The following is a 22,183-nucleotide window of genomic DNA, read 5'->3' as shown; positions in this document are numbered from 1 at the left end:
CAAATCATAATTGTACTTTAATACTTTCGATCTTCTGACAATTTTGCATTAAAAGGAGGATTGGAATTAAATTTGAACAATACGCCGTATGTCTTCAGATAAACATTTTAAATATTCGCCAAGCGTCATTATCTACCCATTGCTGATCTTGTTCAGTATTTGGCTGGTATTTTGGTTTCAGGTTAGGGTGGATTCTGGTATAAAGAATTATGGTATTCATCCTCAAAAAGTTGAAGGGCTTTTGGGTATCATTACCAGTCCATTTCTTCATGGAGACATTAATCATATTTATCACAATAGTATCCCGCTCTTTGTACTTAGTTTAGCCTTATTTTACTTTTATCGAAGAATAGCGTGGAAAGTGCTGCTGTTCTCTGTTTTGATTACGGGCTTATTGACTTGGCTTATTGCTGATAAAGGCAATCATATTGGAGCTAGTGGTGTGGTTTATGCTCTTGTGAGTTTTATCTTTTTTAAAGGGGTCATGGCGAAGCATTTTAGGCTTATTGCCGTATCCTTATTGGTTATATTTCTTTATGGTAGTATGATTTGGTATGTCTTCCCAATTAAAGATGGCATGTCTTGGGAAGGCCATTTAAGCGGTTTGCTGACCGGTTTGATTTTTGCGGTTATATTTCGAAATAATATAGCCAAACCTGAACGTTACTTATGGGAAAAACCGAGCTACAATGAAAAGGATGATCCTTTCATGAAGCATTTTGATGAAGACGGTAATTTTATTGAAAATTTAGAACCCGAGATTGAACTTGAAGATGAATCCGCTTCTAAATTAGAAGGTCAAAAGCGCAACACCAATATTAACTATATCTACAAATCAAAAGACGATTAAAGGCGTTGTCTCACTGCTTCATATAAAAAAGCGCCACAAGCTACCGAAACGTTTAAAGATTCTATGGAACCTAATATGGGGAGTTTGGCAAGTTCGTCTGCTGCCTTTATTACAGAAGGATTGATACCTCGTCCTTCAGACCCCATAATAATGGCACAGGGTTCTTTAAATGAAACGTCATAAACTGTTGAAGTTGCTTTTTCTGTTGCGGCAATGACTTTTATGTTGGAAGCTTGCATATGATATATGGCATCCTTAATATGGTCAACTTTGCAGATTGGGATTTTAAAAATAGCACCAGCGCTTGTTTTTATGGCGTCTGCATTAATTGGTGCACCTCCTTTTTTCTGAATAATAATGCCAGTTACGCCAGTGCACTCTGCAGTTCTTACGATAGCGCCAAAATTACGGACATCACTCAACTGATCCAATAAAAGAAACAAAGGCGCCTTATCCGATTCGGAAGCTTGAAGCATTAAATCTTCTATCTCTACAAAAGTAATAGGAGCAATCTGAGCCACAGCGCCTTGGTGATTACCCCCTTTGGAGAGACGTTGTAGTTTTTCAATGGGCACATAGCTTGTATTGATATTTTCGGAACGAGTGAGCGCTTCCAGCTCGCCAAACAAATCACCTCGAAGCCCTTTTTGGAGAAACACTTTATCAATAGATTTTTCGGCTTTTATAGCTTCTATAATGGCTCGGATACCGTAAATGGACGTGTCTTTTATCATGGGGTAAAGGTATAAAAAAACCATCCCAGAATTTGGGATGGTTTAGAATTAATACTGATATGGATTCTAATTATTATAACCTGGATTTGGTTCTAAGTTAGGATTAGAATCTAATTCGCCTTGTGGTATAGGAAAGACTAAAAGATCGGAATTAAACGGGATACCGTCAACAGTTCCTTGTAGTCGCTTAAGGTCATGGAGTGCATGCCCTTCAAAAGCTAATTCCCTTTTGCGCTCTTCTAAAATATCATCTAGAGTTAATCCAATGATTGGATCGGCATTAGATCTGTTTCTCAATGCAGTAATTTCCGCATCTGGCGAAAGACCTAAGGAGCTTCCTTCCCTAAAATTACTTTCGGCACGGATGAGATGCATTTCTGCAATTCTTAAATAAGGCACATTAGCAAACTGAGATTGCCATTTAGTAGTCACAATACTCGCAACGCCTTCATAGGTGAAATCCTGTCTGTCATCGTCACCCGAAAAGATTTCGAAAAAAGGTGCTTCAACCGTAACATCGCCAGTTATTGATCTGCCTCCAAAGTCACGCGTTGCCCAAAATGTATTAAAATCATTAATTCCATCTTGTGTTGTAATTTGAAGCATAAATATGTCTTCTGTACCATCAGAATCATTATTAAATGCACCAGCATATGTCGAAGCTAAACTGTGTCCGCTATTCTCTAAAACATCATGAGCAGCATCTCTGGCTGAGGGAAAATTTCCTTGTTGCAGATATAAACGTGCAAGAACTGCCTGAGCGGCATATTTATCAGCAAAAATACTATTACTGGCAGGTAGCGCAGCATAAGCCTCGCTTAGATCATTTATGGCTTGGTCATACGTTTCCTCCAAAGTATTTCTGCTAGGAAAACTTAGTTGTGCGGATGAGACTACACCTTCTGAAACAATTGGTAAACCTAATTGTGAATTGTTTCCTGAATTGTTGTATGGTAAGCTGAAAAAGCGAGCAAGTTCAAAATAAAGAGTGCCTCTAATAAATTTAGCTTCAGCTTCAATTCTGTTACGTTCAGAACTGTCTTCTATAAGCTCTAAATTGTCAAATATAATATTGGTCAGATTAATACCTTCATAAGCACTATCCCAAAACCCAGCAGCGAAACCATTTACAGCGGTCATTTCTTTTCTGTTAAATTCTGCAGGATCGGCAAATGTACCTCGCCAATCTAGTTCTCCCGAGTTTGCCAATAATTCTGAAGCTAACTGGGTTTGCCCCGCTAAGACTTCGTCTTGGCCTAGAAGATCATATGCCGCAATTAAAATATTTTGAAGATTACCCCCATTGGCTAATACGGATTCTGGAGTTAAAAAATCTGCAGGTTGTACGTCTAAATTATTATCACACCCCAAAAAGTTGAGAAGACATAAAATCGACAATAATTTGAATATATTTTCAGTTTTCATAATAAGTTTTTTAAAAATCTACGTTTACACCTAAGGTAATTGTTTTAGCTGGTGGTGCTGAATAAAAATCTATACCCGCTCTTAAACTATTGTTGGCGTTAAAATCTGCGGTTGCTTCTGGATCCCAACCGTCATAATCAGTGAACGTCAACAAATTAACTGCTGTAAGATAAACTCTCAAACGATCTAATTTAATATTATCTGTTACAGTTTTTGGCAAAGTATAGCCGAAACTCAAATTACGCAATCGTACAAAATCTGCATTTTGCAGATATCTTGTCGACGTTTGAGTACCATTTCCCCCAAAAAATCTCGCTTGTGGAACACTGGTAATATCACCCGGTTGTTGCCAACGATTCAGCTGATCTCTAGATTGGTTATCGTAAAAATCACCATTCGCGGATTGAAAGCGACCACCATTATTATAGATAGATGCACCAAACTGACCTTGGAATGTAAACGAAGCATCAAATTGCTTATACCTGAATGTATTGGTAATTCCTAGAATGGTCTCAGGGTAAGGGTTGCCTGCAATTATTCGTGATGCCTCTCCAAAATTACTGGTAAGAGACCTATCAATACTTCCATCGGAAAGCACGTTATTTCTGTAAAAAAGTGCATCTCCATTCGCTGGATTAACACCAGCATATTCTACCAAATAAAAAGAACTCACCGGCTCTCCAACTCTTGCTATATTTTGTCCATTAATGATATCTGCGTCATCTACACCTAAACTTAGTACTTCATTTTTGTTTAGTCCATAATTAAATGAGGCATCCCATGAAAAATCATCATTTTGGAAAATTGCAGCACTAAGCGCTACTTCCAGACCTTTATTTTCCATGTCACCTGCGTTGGTTAAAAGTGATGCTCCCCCTCCGTTAGTTCCTGGGATTGGTACACCTAAAAGTAAATCTGTTGTCTGTTTATTGTAATAATCTAGACTTAAATTCAATCTGCGTTTGAGGAAACCAAAATCTAATCCAAAATTGGTCTGAGTTGTTTCTTCCCATTTTAAGCTACTATCGCCTAATTGCCCTATTTGTAACCCTGGATTTTGGTTATAGGTTCTTCCTCCATTTATAGAAGTTCTAGAAGCGAAATTTGGAATCCCACCATTACCTGTGATTCCCCAACTCACTCTTGCCTTTAAATATTGTAAAAAGCTGATTGAATCAAAAAAGTCTTCTTCTGAAACAATCCAACCAGCAGATGCAGCGGGAAAAGTTCCATACCTTGTATCAGTACCAAATCTTGAGGATGCATCAATACGCGCACTTAGATCAAGAAAATATTTACCATCATAATTCATGGATGATCGTGCGAAATAGGATAAGAAGTTAAATTCAGTAATATTTGATCCACCACCAACAATCTCTCCAGCACTGTCCACAGTTTGTAAATCATCTGAAGCAAAGTTTTGCCCTTCAACAAATCTTATCCTACTCTTAGTATCTTCAAATGACATCCCCAAAATAAAATTCGTGTTTAATTTTTCAAAGAAAACATTATCATAGGTAAAGAAATTATTTAACACATAGCGTTCATCTACAAAAGAATATGCGTCTGCGAAACCATTGGTTGATGCCGACTCAGTAAGGCTTCCAAAAAAACGATCTTCTGTCTGGTTTGTAACATCATAACCAATTTCACTTCTGAACTTAAGCTCATCTAAAATTTTATACTCTCCATAGATTTTTACAAAATTCCTCCAGATATTAACATTGTGATCTGCATTGAATTCTTGAAAAAGAAAATTGTAATACAATGTTCCGCCATTTGGCGTTATACCATCTTCTAGATATGGACTACTATAGGGCACCTGTGCAACTGCTTGTAAAGGGGTAGCAAAAGCATTATCGTTACTCAATCGGGAAATTTGAGATTTTGAGATGCCAATATTGGTTCCAATTTTAAATTTTTCAGAAACATCGTGGTCAATGTTGGTTCTTAGATTATAGCGCTCTAGAGTGTTGCCTCTAATAATCGCCTCAGTTTTATTGTACCCTGCAGATATAAAATATTTAGTTTTTGCATTTCCACCAGAAACACTAACATTCACATCTTGGACAGATCCGTCAACCAAAGCAAAATCTTGCCAATCAACATCAACCAAACCTTCTCTCCAATCTGCTTCATTATCTGTAAAAAAGTTAAGTCTGTTAAATGCTTGCTGTTCAGTAAAACCAGCATTTAAGTTGGCTTCTACAAATAATTCAACATACTCTTCTGTATTTAGCCAATCTCTGCGGTTTGTTGCTTCACTCCATCCATAAGAAGAATTCAAAGATACTTTAGTTCTTCCTTCCTTTCCAGATTTTGTGGTGATCAAAACGACACCGTTAGTAGCCCGTGATCCATATATCGCTCCTGCAGACGCATCCTTCAAAATTTGGATAGATTCAATGTCGGATGGATTTAATCCAAGCAAGGGATTAACAGGGGAATCATTGATGTTGTTATCAATATTTGTAATTGGTATCCCGTCAATCACATAAAGAGGTTCTTGGGATTGATTCACAGTGGATACACCACGAACTCTTATTTTAACGCCTGACTCTGCTTTACCGTTAACCTGAGTAATTTGAACACCCGCCAATTTACCAACAAGTGTATTTTGGAAGTTAGAAACAGGTATTTCTTTAATATCTTCAGAAGTTACTGAAGCAATATTACCATTTACTTTCCTTTTATTGGTTGAGCCATAGCCAATAACGATAACCTCTTCCAGAGAATTGTCTTCTTGCAAAGAAACATCGTAAACCGATTTCGCTGAAGATATTAATATGGTTTGAGTTTTAAATCCAATATAACTGAATTGAACTGAGCTTCCGTTCTCCACATTTAAGCTGTAGTTTCCATCGATGTCTGATTGGGTACCCGACGTCGTTCCAATAATAAGAATATTGACGCCAGGCAAAGGAAGGCCATCATTGTCAGTTACCTTACCGGTAATGGTCATATTTTGGGCAAAAACAAATTGCGCAAATAATACCATTACAACAGTACAAAGTCTATTGTAGTTTGATTTCATAAAAATTGAATTAAGTTAGTCCTCGTAAAAGTCTAAATAAAAAGTTAAGAAACCAAGACAAATGTTAAACTTTTAATAAAGTAGAATGAAGTCTTCTGACTAATCATTTAAAAACTAATTGTTATAAACAGCTTATAAAATTCTCGGATTTATAATGTAAGTTTTACTGCTTTACTATCTTCTTTGTGATACTCTTATTTTGCGAAATCAGTTTTAGGATATAAATACCTGATGGTAAAAAGCTGAGATCAATTTTTGAATGGAATCTTTTTGAGAGAACTTTTGTACCTCTTAAATCATAAATTATTACGTCCTCAATAATAATTGAAGATTCAATGCTCAAGTAATCTACTATTGGATTAGGATATATCGAAATATTGGCCAAATCAAAACTACTTTCATTCAATGTACAAGAAACGTTGGAGGATGAATTGTTTTCAATAGGGTTTCCTGGCGTAAGGTCTCTTCCGTCAAATGCCGTATAAGACGGATCGTATTTTAAAGCTCTAAAAGACAGATTTGCAATAGACGCAGGATCATCACCTTGAGAAGCAATGGCTCCTGTATTGCTGTTTACTGGACTAATATACTCCCAGACCATGTTTTCCATAGCATCAATTTCAAAAAAACGACCATTGATGCCTTCGCAAATGAGTGTATTGCCATTTGGAAGACGCTGGGCACTACTTAAAATGGCCGAGAAGAAATCTGTCGGATCGGTAGGGTCTTCATACGTATAATCTGGAGATGTGGGTCCATAGGCTGTTCCTGGAGTATAGTCATAAAATCCAGTTACGGTTTGAGGTAATGACAATATATCAACTTCAGAGAAAAGAGGGTCTCTACCATTACCATTGTTGTAAATTATTAATTTTCCAGCATCTGTTAGTCCATCCGGAATAATATGTGGATAATGTTGACCGAATAATTGCCTATCAGCTTCTGTGCCTTGGTCATAGGATTGTGGATTACCCCAGCGCCACAAAAAATCACCGCCTTGTCCATATGTACCACCAGAACTTGTTGCGGCTTCTGCTGTTGTTGTTGAATGGTCAATGATATAGATTTCGCTTAGATTTCGTGAACTCAAGATTATTTGGTCCAAGTTTTCATTATATTGAACTGAATTTATGTGTAGCCAATTTGCGCCTCCTGATCCGCCGTTTACAAAATTAATATCCAATTTTCTTGGATTGTCAGCAACCATCCCGCAATTCGTGCCCATATCATCACAATCGCTTACAACGTGATCTATAATATTCCATTGCCATACTTCTGTAGCTCCATTCAACCCAGATGGTGTAACTTCTAAAATTCGTTCATTGTATAATCGCCCTTCCGGTAATAGACTCGGATCCCTTCCTAAAGCAAGAGCTTCAGATTCAGAAACAATTGTGGCAGCCAAGATTAAGACATTACCATTTGGCATAGGATAAATATCATGGTGCTGTCTAACCCCTGGAATTTGAGGAGTGTCATAAAAATATTGCCAAGTCATTGTGCCGTCCCAGTCAAATATCTCAATCACGCCGCCTTGGCCTCCAAAAGTGATATCAGAGCTACTCGTTCGTCCTGCCCTAAGAATGCTACCATCTTCTCTTAGATAAACTGCATTACCAGGAGGAAAAGTGCTAGACCATTGATTAACAACTTCACCACAATTGTTTATCAAATAAGTCTCTGTGGAGGCAGTAAAAAGCGTATAGCCTGGTGCGGAAGATGCTGTTTGTAATGTATTTCCTAAAGTATTCTGTGAAAAACTTATAAAGCCTGAACTTAAAATCGATATTATAAGGAGTAAAATTCTTTTCATTCGTCGGTATTCTTTTTAAACATAGCCTCGCAAACCTAATAAATAATTTGAATTTTCACATCTTTTTAACGTTTGAAAAAATACACTAGAACGTCGCCGTTAAACTAATATGAACCTTAGAGTCCGATAGCCGAAATGGCCGATCTTCAGTTTTTCCTGAAGCATAATTAAGTTTGAACAACCCCGAGTTGGTCAATAGCCCAAAACCAAAACCGAAACCGAAGAATTTTGTTTTATCATCCGTAAGATCATTTTCTGAATATGCAGCATCTAAAATGGAGTTTATATATATGGTGTTGCTTAGGCGATAGCGGTATTCTGTATTGAGTACGCCGAATAGATTGGCGACTAAACTGTTTTCTTCAAAACCACGAACAGAATTGATGCCTCCAAAACGATAGAGCTCATTGTCAAAATAGGAATCGGACACTAAGCTAGCACCGCTTAGTTTTGTGTAAATGCTGTTTTTGTCGTTTAGGTTGAAAATTTTAAAAGTGGTTAACGCGAACTGATTCTGCTTTTGGTCTGAAGATGCTGTTTCCCGGTTTCCAAATCCTGCTGAAATATCGAGCCAAAAATTCAATGGGAATAATAGGTCATTGGCGTTTGGAGTTTGGTAATTGTAGTTTACCGTATAGAAATTGCTATCGTAATCTTGAAGAATTGCGGTATTAGCATCTAACAAGTTGCTCGAAGAAATTGCTTGAATCCCTGCGCCAAGATATTGGTTGCCATCAATCTGATATTTGAGTTTTACCGATTGCCTTGCGTTTGAAAACGTAGTATCTTTTCTGAAGAGGTTCAGTTCTAACTCCAGCCCAAGCGGCGTTTTAAATAAATAAGGTAAATCTGCTCTTACCGAAATGGTCTGCTGGTCGATCTCATCACTTTTATATATAAGGTTTAATGATTCCCCATAGTTTAAGTTGTTGATAAGGTTGAGATTGAGGTAGCCGTCAAATTCAATCTTATTGGTATTTTCGTTGGTGCCAAATCCTAGGAAGCCGTCAAAATTGTTGCTGGCTTTTTTTTGGGGATATATATATAATATTGTAGAGTCATTGGTGAACAAAACTTCGGGTTCTTTTTGTTGACTTGCAAATCTAAGATTGTCCAATCTTGCTGAGCGTTTTTTTATATCGTTGAGGTTGAAGGTTTCTCCAGGCTCTAATTTTAGAAAGCGCTTTAAATATGTTCCAGAAAATTTCTCATAGCCCTTTACCACAATCTTATCTAGCGTTCGTTTTTGATTCGTTTTAATTTGAAGCTCTGCTGCGAGCGTGGTATCATTAATTCGATTTATATTGGCTAATTGTAAAGTCGAAAACGGGTCGCCTTTTTCTGCAATTAGTCCGTTCCATTTTTTTAGCTGTGCCTCGGTTTCAGTAAACCTTAAAGAAATGCTGTCGCCTTGATTCTGGCTTGATGTTTTATAAAACACATCTTTATAAATTTCCGGAACAGCAATAACAATGGTCTCAATCTTAGCTCCAAGATTTAATTGGGCTGAAAACACACTGTCATTGGTTTTGGAAATTATTTCTACAATAGCATCGATGTATCCCTGTTTTACTAATTCGTTTTTCGTTTTGCTTACAGTGTTTTCAATCGACTTGTAATTTTCGTGCGTCTTTAAGTAATTGAGGTTTTCAATCTGTTGGGATTTGTCTTTGGTTTCGGCGGAGATTTTCAATTTTAGGGATTGCCCTTCAGACTTAAGTGCAAAAAACAGCGTGAGAAAAAGAAGAAAAGTTGACCTAAATAATTGCATTAAGAAATACCGATGAATTTTGGTGATATAACGTAAAAATAAACCATTCAATATGTAGAATGGCGGTATATGTGGATTTCTTTGTAAAATATGTATCCAAGTGTTTGAATAATAAAGATTAATTCATACATTTGCAGCCCTCAAAAGTGAGGGTTTTAAACAATTTAGTATAATTATATGCCAACAATTTCACAATTAGTACGAAAAGGAAGAGCCAAAATAACCAAGAAGAGTAAATCGGCTGCTTTAGATTCGTGTCCTCAAAGACGTGGTGTATGTACTCGTGTTTATACAACGACGCCTAAGAAACCTAACTCAGCAATGCGTAAGGTAGCAAGGGTTCGTTTAACAAACGGAAACGAGGTTAATGCATACATCGGTGGAGAAGGTCACAACCTACAAGAGCACTCGATAGTATTGGTTAGAGGTGGAAGGGTTAAAGATTTGCCAGGTGTTAGATATCACATCGTTCGTGGCGCTTTAGATACAGCAGGTGTATCTGGAAGAACACAACGTAGATCTAAGTATGGTGCTAAACGCCCTAAGAAGTAATCAAACAACTTTAAGAAGAAGACATGAGAAAAAGACAAGCTAAAAAGAGACCTCTTTTACCAGATCCACGTTTTAACGATCAGTTAGTAACTCGTTTCGTTAACATGATGATGTGGGATGGAAAGAAATCTGTGGCGTTTAAAGTATTCTATGATGCTATTGACATTGTAGAAGAGAAAAAGAATGATGACGAAAAGACAGCATTAGAAATTTGGAAAGAAGCCCTTTCTAACGTTATGCCTCACGTAGAAGTACGTAGCCGTAGAGTTGGTGGTGCAACATTTCAGATCCCAATGCAGATTCGTCCAGATCGTAAAGTGTCAACTGCAATGAAGTGGTTGATCAGCTATGCGCGTAAGAGAAACGAAAAATCTATGGCCCAAAGATTATCTTCAGAAATTTTGGCTGCGGCCAAAGAAGAAGGTGCAGCGGTTAAGAAAAGAGTGGATACGCACAAAATGGCCGAAGCAAACAAAGCATTCTCACACTTTAGATTTTAATAAGTAATGGCACAAAGAGATTTAAAATATACAAGAAATATAGGTATTGCCGCGCACATTGATGCCGGTAAAACAACAACTACAGAACGTATTCTTTATTACACTGGTGTATCTCACAAAATTGGTGAAGTACACGATGGTGCAGCGACTATGGACTGGATGGAGCAAGAGCAAGAGCGTGGTATTACCATTACCTCTGCAGCGACAACCTGTACATGGAATTTCCCTATGGAAAATGGCCAGCCTACAGATGAGACTAAAGGATACCACTTTAATATTATCGATACTCCTGGTCACGTTGATTTTACCGTTGAGGTAAATCGTTCTTTACGTGTATTAGATGGTTTAGTATTCTTGTTTAGTGCAGTTGATGGTGTTGAGCCACAATCTGAAACTAACTGGAGACTTGCTGATAACTATAAAGTACCACGTATTGGTTTCGTAAACAAAATGGACCGTCAAGGATCTAACTTTATGGCAGTTTGCCAGCAAGTTAAGGACATGTTAGGGTCCAACGCTGTGCCAATTGTTATGAACATTGGTGACGAAATTGATTTTAAAGGTATTGTTGACTTAGTGAAGAACCGTGCTATTGTATGGCATGACGAAACTCAAGGGGCGACATTTGATGTTATCGATATTCCTGAAGAATTAAAAGCAGAAGCTGCAGAATTAAGAGGTAAACTTATTGAAGAGGTTGCTGCTTATGACGAGAATCTGTTAGAAAAATATATGGAGGATGAAGACTCTATTACAGAAGACGAAGTGCACGCTGCACTTAGAGCCGCTGTAATGGATATGTCTATCATTCCAATGATTTGTGGTTCAGCATTTAAAAACAAAGGGGTTCAGTTTTTATTGGACGCTGTTTGTCGTTACTTACCTTCTCCAGTGGATAAGGAAGGTATCATTGGTGTTAACCCAAATACTGAGGAAGAAGAAATCCGTAAGCCAGATGTAAAGGAGCCATTTGCGGCTTTGGCATTTAAGATTGCTACCGATCCTTTCGTAGGACGTTTGGCATTCTTCCGTGCGTACTCTGGTCGTTTAGATGCAGGTTCTTATATCTTGAATAACCGTTCAGGTAAAAAAGAACGTATCTCTCGTATTTACCAGATGCACTCTAATAAGCAGAATGCTATCGATTTTATCGAAGCAGGAGATATTGGAGCAGCAGTAGGATTTAAGGACATAAAGACTGGTGATACCATGACGGATGAAAAACACCCTATCGTTTTGGAATCTATGGACTTCCCGGATCCAGTAATCGGTATTGCGGTTGAGCCTAAGACTAAAGCAGATGTTGATAAGTTAGGTATGTCTTTGGCAAAATTAGCTGAAGAGGATCCAACATTTACCGTGAGAACTGATGAGGCTTCTGGCCAAACCATTATCTCTGGTATGGGTGAGCTTCACTTAGATATTATTGTTGACCGTCTTAAGCGTGAGTTTAAGGTAGAGGTAAACCAAGGACAGCCACAAGTAGAGTACAAAGAAGCTATTACACAACGTGCACAACACAGAGAAGTTTACAAGAAACAATCTGGTGGACGTGGTAAATTTGCTGATATCGTATTTACATTAGAGCCAGCTGAAGAAGGCAAAGTTGGTTTAGAATTCGTTTCAGAAATTAAAGGTGGTAACGTTCCTAAGGAATTTATCCCTTCAATTGAAAAAGGATTCAAAATGGCAATGATCAATGGTCCTCTTGCAGGATACGAAGTTGACGCTATGAAAGTAACGTTGACGGATGGTTCTTATCACGATGTGGATTCTGATCAATTATCGTTTGAGTTAGCGGCTAAGCTTGGATTTAAAAATTCAGCAAAAGCAGCTAAAGCGGTAATCATGGAACCAATCATGAAACTTGAGGTGATTACACCAGAAGAAAACATGGGTGACATTGTTGGTGATTTAAATAGAAGACGTGGACAAGTAAGTGACATGGGAGACAGAGCTGGCGCAAAAACCGTAAAAGCAACTGTTCCATTATCTGAAATGTTCGGTTATGTAACTACACTGAGAACATTGTCTTCAGGTAGAGCAACATCAACTATGGAATTCTCTCACTATGCAGAGACACCATCAAACATATCAGAAGAAGTAATAAAAGCAGCAAAAGGCGTAGAAGCTTAAAACTAAAAGAAAATGAGTCAGAAAATTAGAATAAAATTAAAGTCTTACGATCATAATTTAGTTGACAAGTCTGCTGATAAGATTGTAAAAACAGTAAAAAGTACTGGTGCTGTTGTAACGGGTCCAATTCCATTACCAACACACAAAAAGATTTTCACTGTATTGCGTTCACCACACGTAAACAAGAAGTCTAGAGAACAATTTCAATTAAGCTCTTACAAGAGATTATTGGATATTTACTCTTCATCTTCTAAGACGATTGACGCGTTAATGAAGCTTGAATTACCAAGCGGTGTTGAGGTAGAGATTAAAGTGTAATTAGAACACAAACATGTCCTGAGCTGCGGGCGAGGGAAAAACGGAAAAATACAATTCAAGGCTGAAGTGTATTCAGCCTTGAGTTTTAAATAAGAATAATTAATAATCAATAAATAATAAATATGTCTGGGTTAATTGGAAAAAAAATCGGTATGACCAGCATCTTCGATGAAAATGGAAAAAACATTCCATGTACAGTAATCGAAGCTGGACCATGTATCGTTACCCAAGTCAGAACTGAAGGAGTGGACGGCTACAATGCTGTGCAGTTAGGTTTCGATGACGCGACAGAGAAAAGTGCTACCAAAGCGGACATCGGTCACGCTAAGAAGGCAGGTACTTCTGTGAAGCGCAAAGTTGCTGAATTCAAAGGTTTTGATACGGAGTACAAATTAGGTGACGCTGTCACAGTTGAGCACTTTATTGAAGGTGAGTTCGTTGATATCGCTGGTACCTCAAAAGGTAAAGGATTTCAAGGTGTTGTAAAGCGTCACGGTTTCGGTGGTGTAGGACAAGCAACTCACGGTCAACACAACCGTTTAAGAGCACCAGGTTCTATCGGTGCGGCTTCTTATCCTGCGAGAGTATTCAAAGGCATGAAGATGGCCGGAAGAATGGGTGGCGAAACAGTTAAAGTTCAAAATTTAAGAGTTTACAAAGTAGTTCCAGAAAAGAACTTGCTTGTTGTTAAGGGATGTGTTCCTGGTCACAAGAATTCTTATGTAATCATTAAGAAGTAATGAAGGTAGCAGTTTTAGATATAAACGGAAAAGATACCGGAAGGAAAGTAGAGCTTTCTAAAGAGGTATACGGAATAGAGCCTAATAATCACGCTGTCTATTTAGATGTTAAGCAATACTTAGCAAACCAAAGACAGGGAACGCACAAGGCAAAAGAAAGAGCAGAAATTACCGGAAGTACACGTAAGATCAAGAAACAAAAAGGAACAGGTACAGCACGTGCAGGTTCTATCAAGTCTGGTGTATTTAAAGGTGGTGGTCGTATGTTTGGTCCAAGACCAAGAAATTACGGTTTTAAATTAAACAAAAATGTAAAGCGATTAGCACGTAAATCTGCACTAAGCATAAAGGCAAATGACAAGTCAATTGTAGTGATGGAAGACTTAAGTTTCGACGCTCCAAAGACTAAGAATTTTACCAATGTTTTAAAGGCTTTAGAGGTTGAAAACAAAAAATCTCTAATAGTGTTGGGCGAGCCGAATAATAATGTATATTTGTCGGCACGCAATTTAAAGACGTCTGAAGTTGTAACTAACTCAGAATTAAGTACTTACAAAATAATGAATGCAAATAAAGTTATTTTGATGGAGAGTGCACTAGAAGGAATTGAATCGAATTTAAGTAAATAGAACAACGATGAGTATCTTAATAAAACCTATCATCACAGAAAAGGCAACCATGCAGAGCGAAACGCTTAATGCATATGCGTTTGAAGTGAACACGAAGGCGAACAAGGTAGAAATCAAAAAAGCGGTTGAGGCTGCTTATGGAGTTTCTGTTGAAAAAGTTCGCACAATAAATGTCCGTCCAGAAAGAAAGACCAAGTTTACAAAAACTGGTATTCAACATGGTAAAACAAACGCTGTTAAAAAGGCGATTGTACAACTGGCGGAAGGTGAGTCTATCGACTTATATGCTAACATGTAATAAAAAGTAAATGTCAGTTAGAAAATTAAAACCGATCACATCAGCTCAGCGATTTAGAGTAGTAAATGGATTTGACGCCATTACTACTGATAAGCCGGAAAAGAGTTTGCTCGTTCCGAAAAAACGATCTGGTGGTAGAAACAGTCAAGGAAAAATGACCATGCGCTATATTGGTGGTGGTCATAAGAAAAAGTATCGTATTATCGATTTCAAACGTAACAAAACAGGAATTCCTGCAGAAGTTAAGACGATTGAGTACGATCCAAACAGAACCGCATTTATTGCCTTAGTCAATTACCAAGATGGTGAAAAACGTTACGTTATCGCTCAGAATGGTTTGCAAGTAGGGCAAACAATCGTGTCTGGAGAAAGTGGTGTGGCACCAGAAATTGGTAACGCTATGCCTTTAAGTGAAATTCCATTAGGTACAATCATCTCTTGTATTGAGTTACGTCCTGGTCAAGGTGCTGTTATGGCGCGTAGTGCCGGTGCATTTGCTCAGTTAATGGCAAGAGACGGAAAGTTTGCTACCGTTAAGTTACCATCTGGTGAGACAAGAATGATTCTTGCGGCTTGTATGGCGACTATTGGAGTTATCTCTAATTCAGACCATCAATTACTTGTATCTGGTAAAGCAGGTAGAAGCAGATGGTTAGGAAGACGTCCAAGAACAAGACCAGTAGTAATGAACCCAGTAGATCACCCAATGGGTGGTGGTGAAGGTAAATCTTCAGGTGGACACCCAAGATCTAGAAACGGTATTCCTGCTAAAGGTTATAGAACGCGTTCTAAGACAAAAGCGAGTAATAAGTACATTGTAGAACGTAGAAAGAAATAATTAAGATAGTATGGCACGTTCATTAAAAAAAGGACCTTATATCCATTATAAATTAGAGAGAAAAGTTGCAGAGAATGTAGCTTCAAACAAAAAGACAGTAATCAAAACCTGGTCAAGAGCATCTATGATCTCTCCAGACTTTGTTGGTCAAACGATTGCTGTTCATAATGGAAGACAATTCGTTCCTGTTTACGTAACAGAGAACATGGTAGGTCATAAGTTAGGAGAATTTTCACCAACAAGATCATTTAGAGGTCACGCTGGTGCTAAGAATAAAGGTAAAAAATAAGAATCATGGGAAGTCGTAAAAAACAAATGGCAGAAGCCATTAAGGCGGAGAAAAAGCAGGTTGCTTTTGCTAAGCTAAATAACTGTCCTACTTCACCTCGTAAGATGCGTTTAGTTGCGGATTTGGTAAGAGGAGAGAAGGCAGATAGAGCTCTTCAGATTCTTAGATTTAGCCCGAAGGAAGCGTCTCGTCGTTTAGAGAAATTGTTATTGTCTGCGATTGCAAATTGGCAAGCTAAAAACGAGGATGCTGATATTGAAGAAGCAAAATTATATGTGAAAGAAATTAGAGTTGACGGTGGCGCAATGCTTAAGCGTTTACGTCCTGCACCTCAAGGAAGAGCACATAGAATAAGAAAAAGATCTAATCACGTCACTATCGTGGTGGATGCATTAAACAAAACACAAAGCTAAGATAGAGATATGGGACAAAAGACAAATCCAATCGGAAATCGTTTAGGTATTATCAGAGGATGGGAATCTAACTGGTACGGTGGTAATGACTATGGAGACAAGTTAGCCGAAGACGATAAGATTAGAAAGTATGTTCACGCTCGTTTATCTAAAGCAAGTGTGTCTAGAGTAATTATTGAGCGTACGCTTAAACTTGTAACCGTTACTATCACTACGGCAAGACCAGGTATCATTATTGGTAAAGGTGGCCAAGAGGTAGACAAGCTAAAAGAAGAGCTTAAGAAAATTACAGGAAAAGAAGTTCAGTTGAACATCTTTGAAATTAAGAGACCTGAACTAGATGCGTTTTTGGTTGCTAGCAGTGTAGCTCGTCAAATTGAAAGTAGAATTTCATACAGACGTGCTATTAAAATGGCTATTGCTGCTGCAATGCGTATGAATGCTGAAGGGATCAAGATTCAAATTAGTGGTCGTTTAAACGGTGCTGAAATGGCACGTTCTGAGCACTACAAAGAAGGACGTATTCCGTTATCTACTTTTAGAGCAGATATCGATTACGCTCTTGTAGAAGCACACACTACCTATGGTAGATTGGGTGTGAAGGTTTGGATCATGAAAGGCGAGGTTTATGGAAAGCGTGAGTTATCTCCATTGGTCGGTTTATCTAAGCAAAAAGGCAAAGGTGGACGTCAAGCAGGAGGCAACAAGAGAGGAAACCAACGTCGAAGAAAGTAATTTTTTAAAAGGAAACAAGAACAATGTTACAACCTAAAAGAACAAAATTTCGTAAGCAGCAGAAGGGTCGTATGAAAGGTAATTCTGGGAGAGGTCATTTGTTATCAAATGGTACCTTCGGAATCAAATCTTTGGATTCTTCGTTTATTACGGCACGTCAAATAGAAGCAGCGCGTATTGCCGCTACTCGTTACATGAAGAGAGAAGGGTCTATCTGGATTAAAATTTTTCCAGACAAGCCAATCACAAAAAAGCCTCTTGAAGTACGTATGGGTAAAGGTAAAGGTGCCGTTGAATATTGGGCAGCTGTAGTTAAACCAGGTCGTGTATTATTTGAAGTAAGTGGTGTGCCATTAGAAACTGCCCAAGAGGCATTGCGTTTGGCCGCACAAAAGCTTCCAGTGAAAACCAAATTTGTAATAGCTAGAGATTACGAAGCTTAATAAAAAGTATTATGAAGCAATCAGAAATTAAACAGCTATCTACAGCTGAGTTACAAGAGAAACTTAGTGAAACTAAAAAGAGTTACGCGGACCTAAAGATGGCTCACACGGTATCTCCATTGGAGAACCCGATTCAATTACGTGATGTAAGACGTAATGTTGCACGTTTAGCAACTGAGTTAACTAAAAGAGACGACGTACAATAACCGTATTCTGCTGAAAGATGGAAAAAAGAAACTTAAGAAAAGAACGTATAGGAGTTGTTACTAGTAACAAAATGGAGAAATCTATTGTTGTTGCTGAAGTAAAGAAAGTAAAGCATCCTATGTATGGAAAATTCGTTTTGAAGACAAAGAAATATGTCGCTCATGACGAAACAAACGACTGCAACGAAGGAGATACTGTAAAGATCATGGAAACACGACCTATGAGTAAATCCAAATGTTGGAGATTAGTAGAAATAATTGAAAGAGCGAAGTAATTATGGTACAACAAGAATCAAGATTAAAAGTAGCTGATAACACTGGTGCAAAGGAAGTATTAACGATCCGTGTATTAGGTGGAACAAAAAGACGTTACGCGTCTGTCGGAGATAAGATTGTAGTTTCTGTAAAGTCTGCAACACCTAACGGCAGTGTTAAAAAAGGAGCTGTTTCTACAGCTGTTGTTGTGCGTACTGTAAAAGAAGTAAGACGTCCAGACGGATCTTATATTAGATTCGATGATAATGCTTGTGTACTATTAAATCCTCAAGGGGAGATGAGAGGAACACGTGTTTTTGGACCTGTTGCTAGAGAACTTCGTGATAAACAATTCATGAAGATTGTATCATTGGCACCAGAGGTGCTTTAAATAAGACGATAGTCTTTAGTTATTAGAGGGTAGAAATATTTCTACAAACTACAAACTACAAACTAGCGACTAAAAACTAATTAAGATGACAAAGCTTAAAATAAAATCAGGAGATACTGTACAAGTCATATCTGGAGATCACAAAGGATCCGAAGGTAAAGTACTTAAGGTATTAATAGATAAGAACAAAGCCATCGTTGAGGGTGTAAATATGGTAAAGAAACACACTAAGCCATCTGCACAGAGCCCACAAGGCGGTATTGTTGAGAAGGAAGCAGCTATTCACATTTCTAACTTGTCTTTATTGACAGGTAAAGGTGAGACTACACGTGTAGGTTACCGCATGGATGGCGATAATAAAGTGAGATTTTCTAAAAAATCAAATGAAGTAATTTAGTTATGGCTTACGTTTCAAGATTAAAGAAAGAGTATCAGGAAAAAGTTGTTCCTGCTCTTACAGAAGAATTCGGATATAAGAATGTAATGCAAGTACCTAAACTTCAAAAGATCGTAGTATCTAGAGGAGTTGGTGCCGCAGTTGCAGACAAAAAGTTAATTGATCACGCAGTGGATGAGTTATCTAAAATCACCGGACAAAAAGCAGTAGCTACGTTATCTAAAAAGGATGTTGCTTCATTTAAGTTACGTAAAGGTATGCCAATCGGAGCCAAAGTAACTTTAAGAGGAGAGCAAATGTTCGAATTTTTAGATCGTTTAATAACTTCTGCATTACCACGAGTTAGAGATTTTAACGGTATCAAAGCTACAGGTTTTGATGGTCGCGGTAACTATAACTTAGGTGTAACTGAGCAAATTATCTTTCCAGAGATTGACATTGACAAGATCAATAAAATTTCGGGTATGGATATTACTTTTGTGACCTCTGCTGATACAGACAAGGAAGCAAAATCATTATTAACAGAACTAGGATTACCATTTAAAAAGAATTAATTATGGCTAAAGAATCAATGAAGGCCCGTGAGGTAAAACGTTCTAAAACTGTTGCAAAATATGCGGCTAAGCGCAAAGCTTTAAAAGAAGCTGGTGATTACGAAGCATTGCAAAAGTTGCCAAAGAACGCTTCTCCAATCCGTCAACACAACAGATGTAAACTTACTGGGAGACCTAAAGGATACATGAGACAGTTTGGAATCTCTCGAGTTATGTTCAGACAAATGGCTAACCAAGGGTTAATACCTGGCGTTAGAAAAGCAAGTTGGTAAAATTATAAATTGGTTTCAGGTTCGGGCAACCAACGTCCGAAAACCGCTACCGCAAATTAATAACTATGTATTCAGATCCAATAGCGGATTATCTTACGCGAGTTAGAAATGCAGTGAAAGCTAACCACAGAGTTGTGGAGATCCCAGCATCTAACTTAAAAAAGGAAATGACTAAAATATTATTCGACCAAGGATATATTTTAAGTTACAAATTTGATGACTCATCGGCTCAAGGAACAATTAAGATTGCCTTGAAGTACAACAAAGACACTAAAGAGTCTGTCATCAAAAAAATTCAAAGAATCAGTAAACCAGGTCTACGTAAGTATGCCGGTGCTAACGAAATGCCAAGAATCTTAAATGGTTTGGGTATTGCTATTGTTTCTACGTCTCACGGTGTGATGACTGGGAAGCAAGCGCAAAGAGAAAACGTTGGTGGCGAGGTATTATGTTACGTATACTAAAAACAGGAAATTATGTCTAGAATAGGTAAAAACCCAATCACAATTCCTGAAGGTGTAACTGTAGAAGTTAAGGATAACGTCATTACCGCAAAAGGTAAGTTAGGCGAATTAACTCAGGAATATTCAAACATCGATATAAAAATCGAAGACGGAACAATTACGCTAGAGCGTTCTTCCGACAAAAAAGATCATAGAGCAAAGCACGGTTTATACCGCGCCTTAATTGCTAATATGATTGAAGGTGTATCCAAAGGATGGACCAAAGAACTAGAATTGGTAGGTGTTGGTTATAGAGCATCTAACCAAGGCCAAAAATTAGATTTAGCTTTAGGCTTTTCTCACAATATTGTACTTGACCTTGCTCCGGAAGTGAAGGTTGAAACAATTTCAGAAAAAGGAAAGAACCCTATCGTTAAGTTAACATCACATGATAAACAATTAGTAGGTCAAGTCGCTGCGAAAATCAGAGGTTTCCGTAAGCCAGAGCCGTACAAAGGAAAAGGTGTGAAGTTTGTTGGTGAAGAAATTAGAAGAAAAGCAGGTAAATCAGCTTAATAGTTAAGTTATGGCATTGACAAAGAACGAAAGAAGACAAAGAATTAAGAACAGAATCCGTAAGACGGTATCTGGTACTGACGCAAGACCAAGATTATCTGTTTTTAGAAGTAATAAAGAAATTTATGCTCAGGTCGTAGATGATGTAACTGGTAAAACTATTGCTGCTGCATCCTCAAGAGACAAAGGCATTGCTGACGCTAAAGGAAACAAGAGTGAAATCGCCGCTATGGTTGGTAAAGCTGTTGCTGAAAAAGCTACAAAGGCTGGTGTTGAAACCATTTCTTTTGATAGAGGTGGGTACTTATACCACGGTAGAGTAAAATCATTAGCAGAAGGTGCTAGAGAAGGAGGACTTAAATTTTAAGACATTATGTATCAAAAATATAAAAACGCAGAATTAGTTAAACCAGGCGGATTAGAATTAAAAGATCGTTTGGTTGGCGTTCAACGTGTTACCAAAGTAACAAAAGGTGGTAGAGCCTTCGGATTTTCAGCTATCGTTGTAGTTGGTGATGAAGATGGTGTTGTAGGTCACGGATTAGGAAAATCTAAAGACGTTGCTACGGCAATCGCAAAAGCCGTTGAAGATGCAAAGAAAAATTTAGTAAGAATTCCGTTGCAGAAAGGAACATTACCTCACGAGCAAAAAGGAAAATTCGGTGGTGCTAGAGTAAACATCATACCTGCTGCTCCTGGTACAGGGGTAATTGCTGGTGGTGCTGTAAGAACTGTACTTGAAGCCGTTGGTGTACATGATGTACTTTCTAAATCTCAAGGATCGTCTAACCCTCACAATGTGGTGAAAGCAACATTTGATGCTTTATTACAATTGAGAGATGCTGGATCTATCGCTAGAGAAAGAGGTATTTCTCTAGAGAAAGTATTTAACGGATAATCGATAGAACAACATGGGAAAGATTAAAGTAACTAAAGTAAAGAGTGCCATCAACAGAACTCAAAACCAAAAGAGAATTTTAGAATCTTTAGGTTTAAAGAGAATCGGACAAGTTGTTGAGCATGATGCCACACCAAACATCCTTGGTATGGTCAATAAAGTAGAACATTTGGTTTCTGTAGAGGAAGCTTAAAAATACAATCTTAATAATGGATTTAAGTAATTTAAAACCTGCAGAAGGTTCAGTAAAAAAACAAGGAAAGCGCGTTGGTCGTGGTCAGGGATCTGGAAAAGGAGGAACTGCCACAAGAGGACACAAGGGTGCTAAGTCACGTTCTGGATATTCTAAAAAAGTAGGATTTGAAGGTGGTCAAATGCCTTTACAGAGACGTGTGCCTAAGTTTGGTTTTACAAACATTAACCGTATCGAGTACCAAGGGATCAATGTAGATACCTTACAACAATTGGTTGATGAGAAGAAAATCAAGGACACTGTTGATTTTGAAACTTTCGTCGGATTAGGTTTAGCTGGCAAAAATGAGCTAGTAAAAATCTTAGGACGAGGAGAATTAAAATCAAAACTAAAAGTAACTGCTCATAAATTTACTGCTACAGCAAAAGCTGCTATCGAGGCTGCTGGTGGTGAAGCTGTAACTTTATAAGACTGTATAGA

Annotated in this window: 30 protein-coding genes; 25 read left to right on the top strand and 5 right to left on the bottom strand. The window is 37.9% G+C overall.

Translation table 11 applies throughout. The features are described from left to right. Window positions 1-88 precede the first annotated feature (88 nt). Window positions 89-850: a rhomboid family intramembrane serine protease gene (locus ACFOSX_RS14565; protein WP_386102855.1), complete on the top strand. Its 762-nt coding sequence runs from the start codon at window positions 89-91 to the stop codon at window positions 848-850. Here ACFOSX_RS14565 and rlmB read toward each other — a convergent pair. The 5 genes from rlmB to ACFOSX_RS14540 all read right to left on the bottom strand — a co-directional run bounded on the left by rlmB (window position 847) and on the right by ACFOSX_RS14540 (window position 9,549). Continuing rightward, window positions 847-1,584: a 23S rRNA (guanosine(2251)-2'-O)-methyltransferase RlmB gene (rlmB, locus tag ACFOSX_RS14560; RefSeq protein ID WP_386102852.1), complete on the bottom strand. Its 738-nt coding sequence runs from the start codon at window positions 1,582-1,584 to the stop codon at window positions 847-849. The genes ACFOSX_RS14565 and rlmB overlap by 4 nt on opposite strands. Window positions 1,585-1,650: 66 nt before the next feature. Continuing rightward, window positions 1,651-3,009, bottom strand: coding sequence for a RagB/SusD family nutrient uptake outer membrane protein (locus tag ACFOSX_RS14555; RefSeq protein WP_386102849.1), 1,359 nt, complete (start codon window positions 3,007-3,009; stop codon window positions 1,651-1,653). A 10-nt stretch (window positions 3,010-3,019) separates the two neighbouring features. Continuing rightward, on the bottom strand, window positions 3,020-6,043 hold the full coding sequence (locus ACFOSX_RS14550) for a SusC/RagA family TonB-linked outer membrane protein (protein ID WP_386102846.1): 3,024 nt from the start codon (window positions 6,041-6,043) through the stop codon (window positions 3,020-3,022). Between the two features lie 163 nt (window positions 6,044-6,206). After that, the gene (locus tag ACFOSX_RS14545) at window positions 6,207-7,856 is read right to left on the bottom strand and encodes an aryl-sulfate sulfotransferase (RefSeq protein ID WP_386102843.1); all 1,650 of its coding nucleotides are present in this window, start codon (window positions 7,854-7,856) and stop codon (window positions 6,207-6,209) included. A gap of 85 nt (window positions 7,857-7,941) precedes the next feature. Further along, entirely contained in the window at window positions 7,942-9,549 is a 1,608-nt protein-coding gene (locus tag ACFOSX_RS14540) for a hypothetical protein (protein WP_386102840.1), read from the bottom strand. A 255-nt stretch (window positions 9,550-9,804) separates the two neighbouring features. On the opposite strand from ACFOSX_RS14540, the gene rpsL reads away from it, so the two are divergent. The 24 genes from rpsL (at window position 9,805) to rplO (ending at window position 22,172) form a co-directional block, all read left to right on the top strand. Continuing rightward, window positions 9,805-10,179, top strand: coding sequence for a 30S ribosomal protein S12 (rpsL, locus tag ACFOSX_RS14535; RefSeq protein WP_019386263.1), 375 nt, complete (start codon window positions 9,805-9,807; stop codon window positions 10,177-10,179). Window positions 10,180-10,202: 23 nt separating this feature from the next. Beyond that, a complete protein-coding gene (gene rpsG, locus ACFOSX_RS14530) occupies window positions 10,203-10,679 on the top strand; it encodes a 30S ribosomal protein S7 (RefSeq protein WP_386102837.1) in 477 nt (158 codons plus the stop codon). Window positions 10,680-10,685: 6 nt separating this feature from the next. Then, window positions 10,686-12,815: an elongation factor G gene (gene fusA / locus ACFOSX_RS14525; RefSeq protein WP_386102834.1), complete on the top strand. Its 2,130-nt coding sequence runs from the start codon at window positions 10,686-10,688 to the stop codon at window positions 12,813-12,815. Between the two features lie 12 nt (window positions 12,816-12,827). Then, window positions 12,828-13,133 (top strand): 30S ribosomal protein S10, encoded by a 306-nt coding sequence (rpsJ, locus tag ACFOSX_RS14520; RefSeq protein WP_007650482.1) that lies wholly within the window; start codon window positions 12,828-12,830, stop codon window positions 13,131-13,133. Window positions 13,134-13,255: 122 nt separating this feature from the next. Continuing rightward, the gene (gene rplC / locus ACFOSX_RS14515; RefSeq protein ID WP_386102831.1) at window positions 13,256-13,873 is read left to right on the top strand and encodes a 50S ribosomal protein L3; all 618 of its coding nucleotides are present in this window, start codon (window positions 13,256-13,258) and stop codon (window positions 13,871-13,873) included. Continuing rightward, entirely contained in the window at window positions 13,873-14,502 is a 630-nt protein-coding gene (gene rplD / locus ACFOSX_RS14510; protein ID WP_386102828.1) for a 50S ribosomal protein L4, read from the top strand. Before rplC ends, rplD begins: the two co-directional genes overlap by 1 nt. 7 nt (window positions 14,503-14,509) lie before the next feature. Beyond that, entirely contained in the window at window positions 14,510-14,800 is a 291-nt protein-coding gene (gene rplW / locus ACFOSX_RS14505) for a 50S ribosomal protein L23 (RefSeq protein WP_386102825.1), read from the top strand. Between the two features lie 10 nt (window positions 14,801-14,810). Further along, window positions 14,811-15,638 (top strand): 50S ribosomal protein L2, encoded by an 828-nt coding sequence (gene rplB, locus ACFOSX_RS14500; protein ID WP_386102822.1) that lies wholly within the window; start codon window positions 14,811-14,813, stop codon window positions 15,636-15,638. Window positions 15,639-15,648: 10 nt separating this feature from the next. Beyond that, complete coding sequence (gene rpsS / locus ACFOSX_RS14495) at window positions 15,649-15,927, top strand: 30S ribosomal protein S19 (RefSeq protein ID WP_386102819.1); 279 nt, start codon at window positions 15,649-15,651, stop codon at window positions 15,925-15,927. A 5-nt stretch (window positions 15,928-15,932) separates the two neighbouring features. Further along, a complete protein-coding gene (gene rplV, locus ACFOSX_RS14490; RefSeq protein ID WP_386102816.1) occupies window positions 15,933-16,340 on the top strand; it encodes a 50S ribosomal protein L22 in 408 nt (135 codons plus the stop codon). Window positions 16,341-16,349: 9 nt separating this feature from the next. Further along, window positions 16,350-17,075 (top strand): 30S ribosomal protein S3, encoded by a 726-nt coding sequence (gene rpsC / locus ACFOSX_RS14485; protein ID WP_386102813.1) that lies wholly within the window; start codon window positions 16,350-16,352, stop codon window positions 17,073-17,075. A gap of 23 nt (window positions 17,076-17,098) precedes the next feature. Then, entirely contained in the window at window positions 17,099-17,518 is a 420-nt protein-coding gene (gene rplP, locus ACFOSX_RS14480; protein ID WP_386102810.1) for a 50S ribosomal protein L16, read from the top strand. Window positions 17,519-17,529: 11 nt separating this feature from the next. Beyond that, a complete protein-coding gene (gene rpmC / locus ACFOSX_RS14475; protein WP_386102807.1) occupies window positions 17,530-17,724 on the top strand; it encodes a 50S ribosomal protein L29 in 195 nt (64 codons plus the stop codon). Window positions 17,725-17,741: 17 nt separating this feature from the next. Then, a complete protein-coding gene (rpsQ, locus tag ACFOSX_RS14470) occupies window positions 17,742-17,999 on the top strand; it encodes a 30S ribosomal protein S17 (protein ID WP_155089962.1) in 258 nt (85 codons plus the stop codon). A 2-nt stretch (window positions 18,000-18,001) separates the two neighbouring features. Further along, window positions 18,002-18,370 carry a 50S ribosomal protein L14 gene (gene rplN / locus ACFOSX_RS14465; protein WP_386102803.1) on the top strand — a complete coding sequence of 123 codons (369 nt, stop codon included), beginning with the start codon at window positions 18,002-18,004 and terminating at the stop codon, window positions 18,368-18,370. Window positions 18,371-18,455: 85 nt separating this feature from the next. Next, window positions 18,456-18,767, top strand: a complete 312-nt coding sequence (rplX, locus tag ACFOSX_RS14460; RefSeq protein ID WP_386102800.1) for a 50S ribosomal protein L24 — start codon at window positions 18,456-18,458, stop codon at window positions 18,765-18,767. 2 nt (window positions 18,768-18,769) lie between these two features. After that, entirely contained in the window at window positions 18,770-19,321 is a 552-nt protein-coding gene (rplE, locus tag ACFOSX_RS14455; RefSeq protein WP_386102797.1) for a 50S ribosomal protein L5, read from the top strand. A 2-nt stretch (window positions 19,322-19,323) separates the two neighbouring features. Then, window positions 19,324-19,593: a 30S ribosomal protein S14 gene (gene rpsN / locus ACFOSX_RS14450; protein WP_386102794.1), complete on the top strand. Its 270-nt coding sequence runs from the start codon at window positions 19,324-19,326 to the stop codon at window positions 19,591-19,593. A 65-nt stretch (window positions 19,594-19,658) separates the two neighbouring features. After that, complete coding sequence (gene rpsH / locus ACFOSX_RS14445) at window positions 19,659-20,057, top strand: 30S ribosomal protein S8 (RefSeq protein WP_386102791.1); 399 nt, start codon at window positions 19,659-19,661, stop codon at window positions 20,055-20,057. 12 nt (window positions 20,058-20,069) lie between these two features. Next, window positions 20,070-20,612, top strand: a complete 543-nt coding sequence (gene rplF / locus ACFOSX_RS14440; RefSeq protein WP_386102788.1) for a 50S ribosomal protein L6 — start codon at window positions 20,070-20,072, stop codon at window positions 20,610-20,612. Between the two features lie 10 nt (window positions 20,613-20,622). Next, complete coding sequence (rplR, locus tag ACFOSX_RS14435; protein WP_386102785.1) at window positions 20,623-20,979, top strand: 50S ribosomal protein L18; 357 nt, start codon at window positions 20,623-20,625, stop codon at window positions 20,977-20,979. A gap of 6 nt (window positions 20,980-20,985) precedes the next feature. Further along, window positions 20,986-21,510, top strand: coding sequence for a 30S ribosomal protein S5 (rpsE, locus tag ACFOSX_RS14430; protein ID WP_386102782.1), 525 nt, complete (start codon window positions 20,986-20,988; stop codon window positions 21,508-21,510). Window positions 21,511-21,523: 13 nt separating this feature from the next. Further along, window positions 21,524-21,703: a 50S ribosomal protein L30 gene (rpmD, locus tag ACFOSX_RS14425; RefSeq protein WP_386102780.1), complete on the top strand. Its 180-nt coding sequence runs from the start codon at window positions 21,524-21,526 to the stop codon at window positions 21,701-21,703. 16 nt (window positions 21,704-21,719) lie between these two features. Next, the gene (rplO, locus tag ACFOSX_RS14420) at window positions 21,720-22,172 is read left to right on the top strand and encodes a 50S ribosomal protein L15 (RefSeq protein ID WP_386102777.1); all 453 of its coding nucleotides are present in this window, start codon (window positions 21,720-21,722) and stop codon (window positions 22,170-22,172) included. Window positions 22,173-22,183 lie beyond the last annotated feature (11 nt).

Source organism: Winogradskyella maritima (assembly GCF_042650215.1).
Lineage (GTDB): Bacteria > Bacteroidota > Bacteroidia > Flavobacteriales > Flavobacteriaceae > Winogradskyella > Winogradskyella maritima.
The sequence above is the reverse complement of the archived record's forward strand: the minus strand, read 5'-3'. Positions and strand labels throughout refer to the sequence as shown.